General features: G+C 47.0%; 11 protein-coding genes. 3 read left to right on the plus strand and 8 right to left on the minus strand.

What is annotated here, in order from left to right; all coding sequences use genetic code 11:
- The first annotated feature begins 111 nt into the window (after positions 1 to 111).
- Complete coding sequence (locus tag PCH02S_RS13670; RefSeq protein WP_127453860.1) at positions 112 to 1185, plus strand: YncE family protein; 1074 nt, start codon at positions 112 to 114, stop codon at positions 1183 to 1185.
- A gap of 125 nt (positions 1186 to 1310) precedes the next feature.
- Here the strand turns inward: PCH02S_RS13670 and PCH02S_RS13675 are convergent, their stop codons facing one another.
- The 8 genes from PCH02S_RS13675 to PCH02S_RS13710 all read right to left on the minus strand — a co-directional run bounded on the left by PCH02S_RS13675 (position 1311) and on the right by PCH02S_RS13710 (position 10552).
- Entirely contained in the window at positions 1311 to 2081 is a 771-nt protein-coding gene (locus PCH02S_RS13675; RefSeq protein WP_164819561.1) for a UDP-glucose/GDP-mannose dehydrogenase family protein, read from the minus strand.
- 48 nt (positions 2082 to 2129) lie between these two features.
- Complete coding sequence (locus PCH02S_RS13680; RefSeq protein ID WP_127453864.1) at positions 2130 to 3053, minus strand: FTR1 family iron permease; 924 nt, start codon at positions 3051 to 3053, stop codon at positions 2130 to 2132.
- 89 nt (positions 3054 to 3142) lie between these two features.
- On the minus strand, positions 3143 to 4624 hold the full coding sequence (locus PCH02S_RS13685; RefSeq protein ID WP_127453866.1) for a copper amine oxidase N-terminal domain-containing protein: 1482 nt from the start codon (positions 4622 to 4624) through the stop codon (positions 3143 to 3145).
- Between the two features lie 44 nt (positions 4625 to 4668).
- Complete coding sequence (locus PCH02S_RS13690) at positions 4669 to 5742, minus strand: hypothetical protein (RefSeq protein ID WP_127453868.1); 1074 nt, start codon at positions 5740 to 5742, stop codon at positions 4669 to 4671.
- A gap of 107 nt (positions 5743 to 5849) precedes the next feature.
- Complete coding sequence (locus PCH02S_RS13695; RefSeq protein ID WP_127453870.1) at positions 5850 to 7385, minus strand: ArnT family glycosyltransferase; 1536 nt, start codon at positions 7383 to 7385, stop codon at positions 5850 to 5852.
- Positions 7382 to 8131: a glycosyltransferase family 2 protein gene (locus tag PCH02S_RS13700; RefSeq protein ID WP_127453872.1), complete on the minus strand. Its 750-nt coding sequence runs from the start codon at positions 8129 to 8131 to the stop codon at positions 7382 to 7384. Before PCH02S_RS13700 ends, PCH02S_RS13695 begins: the two co-directional genes overlap by 4 nt.
- Positions 8124 to 9584: an alkaline phosphatase family protein gene (locus PCH02S_RS13705; RefSeq protein ID WP_127453874.1), complete on the minus strand. Its 1461-nt coding sequence runs from the start codon at positions 9582 to 9584 to the stop codon at positions 8124 to 8126. The genes PCH02S_RS13700 and PCH02S_RS13705 overlap by 8 nt, the downstream gene beginning before the upstream one ends.
- Positions 9581 to 10552: a lysylphosphatidylglycerol synthase transmembrane domain-containing protein gene (locus tag PCH02S_RS13710; protein ID WP_127453876.1), complete on the minus strand. Its 972-nt coding sequence runs from the start codon at positions 10550 to 10552 to the stop codon at positions 9581 to 9583. Before PCH02S_RS13710 ends, PCH02S_RS13705 begins: the two co-directional genes overlap by 4 nt.
- Before the next feature lie 221 nt (positions 10553 to 10773).
- Here PCH02S_RS13710 and PCH02S_RS13715 point away from each other — a divergent pair, with 221 nt between their 5' ends.
- The gene (locus PCH02S_RS13715) at positions 10774 to 11736 is read left to right on the plus strand and encodes a carbohydrate ABC transporter permease (protein ID WP_127453878.1); all 963 of its coding nucleotides are present in this window, start codon (positions 10774 to 10776) and stop codon (positions 11734 to 11736) included.
- Complete coding sequence (locus PCH02S_RS13720; RefSeq protein ID WP_127453880.1) at positions 11733 to 12584, plus strand: carbohydrate ABC transporter permease; 852 nt, start codon at positions 11733 to 11735, stop codon at positions 12582 to 12584. The genes PCH02S_RS13715 and PCH02S_RS13720 overlap by 4 nt, the downstream gene beginning before the upstream one ends.
- The last annotated feature ends 11 nt before the right edge of the window (positions 12585 to 12595 follow it).

Genomic DNA, 12595 nt, shown 5'->3' on the forward strand with positions numbered 1-12595 from the left:
CGGACCTATAGTTCTCTAAAACTCATCTGAGGCTATAGTAAACAAGTTTCCGATTTCGTTCTTCGACCATATACTATTGCATTCATTAAATACAGGGAAGGAGGGACTACAATGGTCCACTTCTCAAAGCCCCTTATACAAACTAAGGTCCAAGTAAAGATTAAACAAACCCATAACCCGCAAGTTATCAAAATTGTGCCCGTGGCTGGTCAAGTCAGCGATATTCGCGTTAATTCAACTACAAACCGCGTCTATTATGTCTTTGACGAAAATCTAGTAGGCGTGCTGGACGGTAACACGAATAAAGTGATTGGCAGCGTGCAGACGGGAGATGGCGCTACATTTCTTGCTGTGAACACGCGTACCAACCGAATTTATTCAACAAACTTCCGTGCTGCTAACGTCACTGTTATTAATGGGAAAACAAACAAGGTCATCACCAACGTACCTGTCGGTGAGCGCCCTTTTGGCATTGCTGTCCATCGCATAAGCAATCGCATTTATGTCGCCAATACGAGTGGAACGATAAGCGTGATCGACGGCGTCACCAACCGTGTCCTGAAAACCATAAAAGTCGGCGGATCACCGGCCCTTATCGCTATCGATGAACGAACCAATCGGATCTATGTCACTAATGTAATGAAAGACTCCGTTCATGTTATCGATGGCACTACGTTGAGCGTAATTAAAACGATTAAAGTAGGCAAAAATCCAATCATTACGCCGGGTATCATCCCTGAGACAAACCGGATTTATGTAGCTAATAACCTAAGCCGATTTGCCTCTGTGATATCAGGAACAACGCTCGGTAAAAGCAAGCCCATTCAACTCGGAAAGCTCCAAAGCGAGCTTGCTGTAAACGACCTAACGAATCTCGTCTATCTGACAAGCGCTCAGCAAGAGGGGAAAGGCAAATTGTTCGTTGTTAGCGGGCTAACCCATACGATTACAGCAACCTTATCCATTCCCACGTTCTCTTCGCTCCTCGTCAACCCGTTGACGAACCGTTATTATGTCGGAGATACAGACACGCGAAATTTGTTCGTATACAGCGGACTAACCAATCGGCTGCTGGTCAAGCTGCGAACGGGGCAGTCAGCAGGGAGCATGGCCTTGAATAAGCGGAGCAACCGGATTTATGTCGGCAATGAAAACTCGATCACCGTTGTTCAAGATCATAAATAACAAATAAGCCCCAAAACCCACAGAAGGTGGGCTTGGAGGCTTATTTGCGTCGATGTCGGTCTTGATCGGTCTTGATCGGTCTTGTCCTTGGTTCGTTTTGTTCTTGGTTGGCCTTGAATTTGCTCTTATCCCTCGTTGCTTGCGCGAAGGGTGGTATTTTTGCGCTGTACAGCTTTCATCAGATCAGCATTGGCCGCATGTTCATCGGCCATATGAATCAACGCGCCGACGTCTTTCGGCAAGCATTTGCCGCCGTAGCCGCGATTGTTCTCATAGACAAAGGTGTGGCTTCGCCCTATTCTCGGATCCTCCAGCCAAACCTCTCGAAGCTCGTTGTAATTGATGCCATGGGCTCCGGCAATATCGTAAAACTCATTGCAAAAAGATACCTTAAGCGCAAGGAAGCAGTTCTCCATATACTTCGCCAACTCTGCGGTACGGGCATCCGTCTGCCGAATTCGAACCTCTGCATTATATACTTGCTGGTAGGCACGAATGACAATGGAGATGTCAGCAGATTGCCCACCAAACGTTAACCATGTCCGGTGACGCAAATCTGAGAAATGATGGTCGACGGTTTCCCCATAATATTCGGGTTGAAACACGATTCTTTTTCCTGTCCGTTCCTTCATTGCATCTGTAAAGCCGACAGGAACGGTCGATCGAATCACAATCACAGCAGCGCTCAGCCACGAGATTACTTCCTCAACAATAGAGGTATCACATTGACCATCCGGAAGCGAGGGAGTTGGCACACAAACAAAAGCTACCTCGCAAGCATTTACTTCCGATTTGCTGCCTATTTCCATAGGTGCATCATACACTGACGCATTCGGAAATAATACGTGAATCGCTTTTCCCACATGCCCGTAGCCAACAATACCCATTTTTATCATATAACCCTCGCTCCTTCTCATTCGCTGTTTACAACGTGCTAGATGCTGTTATGCTGCAACCTGATCTTCCTTTTCCTGCTCCCGCTCATGGCGCTTTTTCTGTACACCCAGCAGGATGAAGACCAAGAAATAATATCCCCAATAACCAACGAACTCCTCTAAGGAAGGATTTTGCGTATAGCCTAGGAACGCTTTAAAAAATATCCCAACTTGACCGCTGAGCAGCGGCTCTTTGCCGTAATCCCGAAGATACTGCACACCGTCGATAGGGTGTTCCGGCATGAGGCCCGTTATATTATAGATTTCACCTATTTGGTGACCTGCTGTTCGATATAAACTACCTATAATGCCTAAGTCTTGCATGATTCCAATAGCCTGAACGAATAGGCCTGCTGAGATCATCATCAGAAATACAGCGGTTATGCGGAAAAATGTACCTAAGCGAATCTTTTGGGTTCCTTTGAAAAAAAGAAGCCCAACCACAATGGCCAGTACAAGTCCAAATAGCGCCCCCCAGCTTTCAAGCGCCTTCTGAATGTTGCCGCCTGTGATTGCTGCGAAGAAGAAAACCGTTTCCACTCCTTCACGCACCACGACCAGAAAGGAATGAACAATCATATTCATTGCGCCGCCAATGGTCAGAATATGAGCAACCTTACTCTGAACTTTTCCTTGCAGCTCACTGCTTTGCTTGCCCATGAACATGATCATATGGGTTAACAGACCGGATGAAATCAGCATAATGCCGATTTTCATGTAATTCTGACTACCCATACTTGCAAATCCCGTTAACAACACCTGGAAAGCTAGGGCTAATCCATAACTAACGATTACGGCGAAAAACACGCCGACCCACACCCATTTATGCCACTTCATCGCATCAATACGGGTTAAATAGGTAAGAATGACACCAACAATAAGAATAGCTTCAAGCGCTTCGCGAAACGTAATGAGAAATGCCTGTAAATCCATAGTTCGCCCCCAGTCCTCTATCATCCCTTCATACGGAAAGACACTTGCGCGTTAATAGCGGCACAAGTGTCTTTCTATGAGCGAAAAGATTAACGAAGAATAATGATGTCCCCGTTTTGGTAGAATACGCCGTATCCGAACAATTCAGCTACTGCACGTAATGGAATGAAAGAACTGCCGTTTTCAAGAACAACAGGTTGATCCAGTTTGACCTTCTCATTCACTTTCCCATTCTCAACAACTTGGTCAGAACCAGCCATGATTTCTGTTTTCTTACCATCTTTTGTAATAACAATAGTCTGCGTAGCTTCTACCCATTCTACTTGCGCATCAATCGCTTGAGCAATAACACGAACCGGTACTAGGGTACGGCCGCTCTCTTGATTGACGAACGGAGCGTTCTCAGCCGTGAATGCAGCGCCATTGACTTTATAAGCCTTGTCGCCAACTTTCAAGCTTGAACCATCTTTGTCAACGAGATACTTTAAGATTTCGAAACCAGCTTCTCTGGTAGCCGCAACATCGGATTTATCAACAGCTTCTGTTAATTCCGTGGCTGCAACACTTGCAGCAGCATATTTCTCTTTACCTAGGAAAACTTCCTGGCTAGCAAGGAACATGGTGCCTTCCGCTACATAACCACGAGCACCTTGTAAGTCCCCAGCATCTTGTTTAACAAATACTTGATTGATGTACTCGGAAACTTTCCCAATCATTGTACGTTGAAGCGCGTCGCCAATCTCATCCTTTTTGATTTTGCTAGCATCGCCAGATGCGAATGCATTTTTCACGAAATCAGCATCAGCTGGGCTTCCGCCTTTCAGGTACGTATACACAGGCATGAAGAGGAAGTAGCCTTCTGTAATAGCTTTCGGTTGATCAGCAGGTGCTGCTAATCCAACATTTTCAGCGTATGTATAGGCGGCTAACGCATAGTTCTTAATTAACGTTTTGTCAAGAATTTGACGGTGGAAGTTGAAGTCGTTCAAGTTGTTATCTTTGATATCTTTCTGGATTAATTCAATCGTTGTTTTCAAAAGAGTGACCATGTTCAAGCTGAATTTTGTATCACGTTTCGTAACGTTCGCCTGCAAGGCGCCTTCATAGACTTGAACCACTTTATCGAAAGCAGCAGTCGCTCCAGCAACGTCACCTTTGGTCAACGCAGGACGAACTTGGTTGCTCATCAGATCACGAAGGTAAAAGAAGAAATACCATTGCAGACCTTTGTCGATAGCTTCTTTGGCTTGGCCTACTTGCAAATCGCCTTTAATGGCTGCATCCAGTACTAGCAAGATATTTGCATCGATTTTAGGATCATCAGCTTTAATGTTCACATCAAGACGTTTTACATCCGTTTGGAATTTATCTACGTATAATTTCTTAACATCAGCAAGTACGGTTTTATCTGTAAAAAGAGCTTTGATATCCGTGAACGCTTGAAGTCTATCAGAAATCGTTTGATCTTCTTTGATTTGGAATTTAGTTTCTGCAAAAGCAACGGATGTTACAGTAACGACACTGGATAAAGCGATGGATGCACTTAAAACTACAGCTAGAAATTTACGCATGAGTTTCTCCCCTAATCATTTAATGTATTGGTTGACCTTACGATTTAAATCCACTTCCTCTTGCGGGCAAACCATATGCCCCCGCCTAGTAAAACAATGACCCCACCGATGACAGCTATGCTCACAAATGAGTTTGTTTTGTCTGTACGCTGCATAGGTGCGTGTGCGGACGCCTCTTTGACAGGCTCGGCTTGTTTCGCTGTTGTGCTTGCAGTGTCAGCCGCTTTAGCAGGCGCTGCAGTTGCTGCTGCTGTTGCAGCAGGCGTTGCCGAAGCCGCTTCTGCAGTCGGCGTTGCACTTGCACTTGGACTCGGGCTAGGACTAGCCGATGCAGACGCAGACGGCTCGGGTGCCTTCGCCTCTACGGCAGCTGCCGCATCCGGAGCTTTTGTTTCCGTTGGTTTAGCTTCTTGCTCCGCAGCAACAGGCTGATCTGGCTTAGCTGTCGGCTCAGACTTCACTACGGGCTCCGTCTTAGGTGTTTCTGTCGGTTGAGCGACAGGCGTCGGCTCACTTGTCGCAGCAGGCGCTGCAGCCGCTTGGTAAGGAAATACCGGCTTCACTTTACTGTAGATGAAGTTAACCTTCTCTTTAAAAACGTCAGGCTGTACCGGCTTCTTCCCGACTCCGAACAAACCTGGGTTCCCTAAGGCATCGAGCGCCTCATCAAAAGCTTTCTCGATATCCGCTTTGCCTGAACTCATATAAGGCTGCAGCGTATCATAGGTCGCTTTGGCCTTAGCAAGCAACAGTTTGGATGCTGCATAATCATCGATCCCCTGTATGGCGTAAGTAAAACGCCGATCCAAGTTCATGACGAGCACCCCTTTAAAATTCGCAATGACCGCCTTGCTGTCTTTCGTCTTAAAATTAGCATCTAAGGTACTGCCAACCGCTTCGCCAAAATGAGATATGATTTCTGCTCTTCTCTCTTGATAGGCACTCTCCGCAGCGTTCCAATCGTTCGCCCCGTTACCAATGCTGGATTGCACTAGCTTGAACGTTTCAGCTACGTCTTCTGTATTGGCATCACCGTAGGAATAAGCCAGAGCTGATACTGGCAGAATGACTAACGTTGTCAGAATTACCAGTAGACCAGCCAAAAAATGTCGTTTCAATTCTTCACCCCCAAACTATTTTTTAAATATTTCGAATATTTTTTATTCCGAGTCTATTGCACGATGATAATGATATTCAATATCATTTAAAGTGTCAACAAGTATTTTTAATCACTTTTTCTATCTTTTTCGCTTACCCATTCGTATAAAATGATGTCGTGATAGGCGGGGTCAAACAAAGGCTCCGAAGTAAATTCCGCGATCCGTTTCAAGTGCCCCTCTACAGGCTTCCCCTGTTGAATAAACCCTTGTACGACATGGTCGGTCAGCAGGACACGCCGGCCCGAATTCGAATCTGCTAACGCTTGAAAATACGCGTACGTATAAATCCGCTCATGGTCGTAGTCCGCTTTCAAATAGTGCAGCACCCGCGTCTCCTCCCATGTAAAAAGGACGAAAGGCTCCCGAATCTGACGGACATAGTCATGCAGCTGGTAAACAGCCGGTTCCTCTACGGCTTGACGTTTTTGCAGCGCGGAGCCGTAAATCGTTTGTATCATAATCAGACCAACCAGCAGACTGTACAGAACCGCACGCATGGAGCGTACAACAGACTGCTTAGCTGCCTCTACTCGTTCCGCTAATCGGGCGGTTAGTACGAAAAGCAGCAGGAGAATAGGGGCAAGCAGCGGTACAATGTGGCGTGGCTTTTCAATATTTTGACCTAACAATGCCCAAAGCCCGTATAGAATGGCGCAGCCGACTAGTCCATATATAAACCGATGGTTCTCCCTGCTCTGCGTTTCTTTCCCGAGGAGCAATCGACCAGCGCCTGCCGTGATGGCAAGCAAGCCAAAACCAACGGCTATAAGCGTTGAACCTCCAGTTAATGCAGATCCTAATAGATTTTTGAAAAATAGCTGCGTTATGCGCTCCCAAATAGGCATGGGTGTAGAGATAACTCCACCGCCCCATTCGGAAAAGTGGCCTTCGACGAAGGCTAATGACAGCTTCCAGAAGCCTGCTAATGTGCCTTCGGACATAACCAAACCGGTTACCCACAGAAGTTGAAATAGTAGCGCAACCAAAGCCGCAGCTCCCACTCTGCGCCATCTGCGCGGCCCCTGCCACAGGCTGTGCCATAGAGGTACAAGCGCAAACGCGAATGGAAAAAATGATAATCGTGTACCCATTAAAAAACCGAGCATCATGAGTGACAAGCCATGTCGAAATAGCGAATCTTGGCGCTCCATGGCGTAACGTACGCTCCATAGAAACCACCAAAGCAAAGCCATTCCCGCACATTCGGACATGGGACGCGAGGACATCAGCCATAGATAAGGGCTGCTCAAAACAAGAGCTGGGAGCAATAAACTCATCGTCCCATTGCCGCTTAAACGACGTGCCAGCCAAAAGATCGGCAGCACGGCGCTTAATACAGCTAAAACGTTAAAAATGGACAGCGCTTTCAACCCGTTGTGTATCCATAGGTTAATTATCCATCCGCCTAAAATAAAATAAGGATATCCTGGAAAGTGCGGCTGCATAGCAAGAAGATCAAAGCGCTCTAAAGCCAGCGTGAAATCCACCTCATCCCATGTTCGCACATAGGGACTTGCATAGAAGATGCTAAGGCACGCCACTGTTCCGAGAACAGCAATGGCCAGCAGCATCAGCAGACTATTCACTTCCTTATGCTTCATACACGCGCTTCATCCCTCTTCAACCGAAGACTCGCTTGGCGTTTCTTGGAGACTGGACGTCTCATTTCCTTATAGATTGCGGGAAGAACAGAGGAAACGTACTGTCTGAACTTAATGAAGGATTGACCTTTCGTCCTTACTTGGTAGGAAATCGGAATCTCCTCCAGCCTGTAGCCTTGACGAACGAGATTAATCGTCAGCACTTGGGCGTAGTTGTAATCATGAATAATGACGGCATTCTCCATGGCGTCGCGAGAGAAACCGCGCATCCCCGATTGGCCGTCGTAAATCCACCTGCGCAGAAGAATCGCCTGCAGCAAAGTGAACGCGTAGTTGCCAAGTCTCCGATGCAGCTTCATGCCTTTGATGCTCCCTTTGAAGCGCGAGCCAAAGGTATACTCCGCACGTCCAGCGATTATAGGCGCCAGGACGTCAGGAATTTGTTCCGGCGGATACTCATTATCCGCATCGATCATGATGCCAATGTCGGCGCCAAGTAGGCAGCATTGCTTCAGCCCTTCGCGGACGGCAGCGCCGAGTCCTTGATTGTGCGGAAACGACACAATGTGGTCAGCTCCCGCTGCCTTGGCGACGGCGACCGTACGGTCCTTGGAGCCGTCGTTGATCACCAGCACTTCCACCGCATAGTCGGGGTGGAAGTATCTCGGGACGCGGGCAATGACCCCGCTGATGTTCTCTTCTTCGTTATGTGCCGGCATGAAAACGACAATTTTCTTCTTAGTCATGTTGGTCAATAGCCTCCGTTAGTACAGGTCCTCGGCTATGGCTTGGGAACGGTGCGCCGAGCAGATAGGCGAGCGTTGGAGCCATAGATACAAGGGAATGCTTTTCATCAATGCGGTGGCCTTGTTTGATCGTTGGACCATGGAGGAAGAAAGGTACGTAACGCTCCCCCTCATCCAGATGGCCGTGACCGCCAATACCGTCTGCTTGGCCGTGATCTGCACAAAGAATGAGGGTTGTGTTCTCCATCATCCCCTGCTCCTTCAGCCAGCCCACAAACTCCTCGATCAACTTGTCGGCTTCTGCAATTTTCTGCGTATAGTCGTCATATAACACGCCACGGCTGTGACCTGTTTGATCAACGCCAATCAGTTGGGCAACCAGCAAATCCGGATTTTGCTCGGCCATTATTTTCTTAGCGCGTTCGATAATATTGCGGTCGGCAACGTCATTATGCATGACGGCTGTTACGCTTTCCACATCGTCGCCCATAGAATCAATCAGGTGAGCAATACCGAGGAGGCGCCCTTTTTTACCCACTTTCCGCAGAGAATCAAAGATGCTCTCAACCCGAATTCCCAATCTCCAAACCATATTGGACCGGATACCGTGCTCTCGTGGATACGTCCCCGTGAACATAGAGGAGAAGCAAACAACGGTTCGCGCAGGATACACAGTCTCCATCTGAGCGTACTCCGTACCTTCCGAACGCAGCTTCTTCATGAATGGCGCGTCTGCTTCTTCAAAGCGCTCTTTGCGCATGCCGTCTACCACGATGACGATAACTTTTTTATTAAGTGCTTCACCACCGGCTTGAACCTTACTGGAATCACGGGTATAGGTTGAAATTTCCGCAGGCTTCCAGTCAAATAAGTACCGATGCAGCATAAAGCTGTACAACAGCAAACCAGCTGCAAATAGCAGGCCTGTGCCTACGCCGGAGGAAGTGCCATTTTCAAATTGACGATAGTAATGGTTCCAGACGAACAACAACAGCAAGAACTTAGGCATCTGTTCCTGGGCATTGCCGCTGGTCGAATCGCTGTTCTTCAAAACAAGCTTCCAAAAGCGGGTAAAGTTCCACCAAGTTGTCCCAATTCTCAGACGATAATAAAAAGTCCCCCAGAAGTAGATGGTGAAAAATAAAAATAGTCCAATTGCCAATAAATAAAGTGAAAATTCTGATGATTCCCAGATCAAGATGGCGGCAACAAGGGGAAACCACAAGTAATTGCGTAAAAAAAGCGGAAAATCGAAGCAATAATACAGGATAAAAAGAGGGAGGGTCACAAGAAGACCCAAGCCGCAAGCTGACCAAAAGCCCGGATCGGACCACTGAGTGATGTGATAGAGCAGGAAAACCCCTACAACGAAAATCGGAGTAAACGGTTTGCCTTCGTTAAGAAGGTTCCAGCACCTGGCCGCTACAATTTCAAATGATGAAGCTTTCTTCATACGATGTCATCCTTCCGTAGAAAACCATGTCTTGTTCTTGAGATAGTTGGTTTAAGTCGATGGATCCAATTTTTTATTTCATGCCAATGCAGTGGCATTCGTATAAGGGAGTAAGCGCCTAATGTAAATGCAAATAGGAACTTGAATGTATGCGAGACAAGCGCCGCCCGGTACGCGTCTCTTCCATCTACGCCCAGCAGCAAAAGCGATCCGCTCATAGTGCTTTCATATGTACCAATACCGCCGGGGGTAATATGAAAAATTTGACCGGTGATCGTCATGCTGTTCGCCCACACGAGGGAAATAGCACCCAGCTGTAGACTCATCATGCGGGCAACTGCGTAGATTACACCTGCCTCCAACATCCAACTTAGCGTGATAAGCGCGATGATGGCGACCCCTTTTAGCGAAAGAATTTGAAGGTTAAAATAGGCGGCATGCTTCGCCATGAATGGCATTCGGCGGATGACAGGCAGGAAATGAGCGATCGCCAGAAAAATGGCTCCACCGGCCATAACCGTCACCCATATCCAGGAGGAGGGCAACCCTAGTCGTATAATGCCGATGCCGCCTATCGCCGCTAAGACGAGCATATCAATCAATCGCATAACCGCCACTGAATGAAACGCCTCGTCCCATGTAGCCTTCCCGTGCTTCATGAACAAACCTGCACGTACGCCGTCCCCCGCTTTGATCGGGAGTATATGATTAATGAACAAACTATAGCTGATGGCATGGAAATAAACACCGAACCGCACACCGGTTCCTGCATACAACCGCCAAGCTGCCGCCTTAAATAGGAAGGAAATCAAATAAACACCCGTCATAAACATGAACCACCGAGGCTGGCGGAAAATGAATACGACATCCTGCAGCCATTCCTCTGAATTGAACCATCGCCATGTTAAATAAAGCGAGCACATCACCAGCAGAATTGCGATAAAACGAATGAGCTGCTTCTTTGGCATTTCCTTAACCTTCTTCTATGTAAATATTTCTAACATATTTTTGATAATGATTATCATTACTAATTATAGAAGGTGCCTCGTCTATGCGTCAATGATAATATTTGATGTTTTACCAGTGTTCGATTGTGAATGATTTGTGTTCATTACTCTCATGTTTCAGGGAGCTGTTAGCTTTTATACTAAGCATAAAGATGTTCTGACATGAAAGGCGGTTATTCCCGATGAAAGCTGAAACGAGTATTGCTACACAAAGAGTTCAGTCCCGAAAAATAACATCATCCTTCTCTTTGAAAGGCCGCTGGGAGTCGCCGTTTGCGGGGTATCTGTTTATTTCCCCGTGGCTCCTTGGGTTTCTGCTGCTTACACTTTGGCCGATGATCCAATCGATGTATTATTCTTTTACGAAATATACGCTGCTTGACGCACCGGAATGGATTGGTTTGCGCAATTATGAGCGAATTTTTGCAGATGATGAGATTTTTCGACAGTCTTTGAAAATAACGATTTTGTTTGTCGTATTATCTGTGCCAATTAAGCTGTTTAGCGCGCTGATGGTGGCGATGATGCTCAATAAGAAAATTAAAGGAATTTCGGTCTATCGCACATTCATCTATCTGCCTTCTCTCATTGGAAGCAGCATTGCGGTAGCGATCCTTTGGCAAAACATTTTCGGCATAGACGGCTTTATCAATAAATTTCTAGGCATGCTCGGCATTAACGGCACCAGTTGGATCAGCAACCCCAAGACGGCTTTAGGAACATTGATTATTCTTGTCGCTTGGCAGTTCGGTTCCTCCATGGTGATTTTCCTTGCGGGCCTTAAACAAATCCCCACTGAATTATATGAGGCTTCATCCGTTGACGGCGCTTCAAAAGTAAGACAGTTTGTTAGTATTACCCTGCCGATGCTATCTCCTGTTCTGCTGTTTAACCTTGTGCTGCAAACTATCGGTTCTTTTCAAATGTTCACGCAAGCCTTCATTATTACAAAGGGCGGCCCGATTAACTCGACTTATATGTACGCTTTGTACCTCTATGATCGCGCCTTTTCCCGGTATGAGATGGGTTACGCTTCGGCGCTGGCCTGGATACTTCTCGTGGTAATCGCTGTTGTGACGGCAATCATTTTCGCCTCGTCCCGCTACTGGGTATTTTACGAAACAGAAGGAGCGAAAGGTAAATGAGAAACTCACTTATATCCGCTAAAACGTTAAGAACTCATTCCTTATTGGCTATATTCAGCCTACTCATGATCTATCCCATGCTGTGGTGGTTCGGAGCTGCCTTCAAGTCCAATGCAGAGATGAGCTCTCCTTCTCTTCTGCCCAATGAGTGGTTGTGGAGTAACTTCAGCGAAGGCTGGATCGCCATTCCTAAATTTACGTTCACCCATTTCTATCTCAATACATTTGAGTTAATTGCCGGAGTGCTTATTACATCTGTCATTTCCTGCAGTTTAGTTGCGTTCGGCTTCGCGCGGTTGGATTTTCCGCTAAAAAACTTCTGGTTTGCCATCCTGATGGTTACCCTGATGCTGCCAAGCCAAGTGACTTTGGTGCCTCAGTACATCATGTTTAATACTTGGGGATGGGTGAATACGTACCTGCCCTTCTATGTGCCGCATGCTTTGGCCGGAGGTATTGGAGGCCCCTTCTTCATCTTCCTGCTGGTGCAATTCATCCGCGGCATTCCGCGTGAGCTCGACGAGTCGGCCAAAATGGACGGCTGCAACTGGTTCGGCATCTACTGGCGAATTGTGCTTCCTCTTACAAAGCCAGCGCTCGTCACGGTCGCTATTTATTGCTTCCTTTGGAACTGGGACGACTTCTTCGGTCACCTGCTATATATTAACTCGGTTAGCAAATACACTGTCGGTCTGGCTTTGAAACTGTTCGTGGACAGCCAGTCTGCCCTGCCTTGGGGACAATTGCTGGCGATGTCGCTTCTATCCATCATCCCTTCGCTCATCATCTTTTTTATGGCGCAGCGCCATTTTGTTGACGGCATTGCCTCCGGTGCTGTGAAAGGCTAAAATGAAATAAA

Origin of the sequence: Paenibacillus chondroitinus NBRC 15376 (assembly GCF_004000765.1) — a bacterium.
Lineage (GTDB): Bacteria > Bacillota > Bacilli > Paenibacillales > NBRC-103111 > Paenibacillus_E > Paenibacillus_E chondroitinus.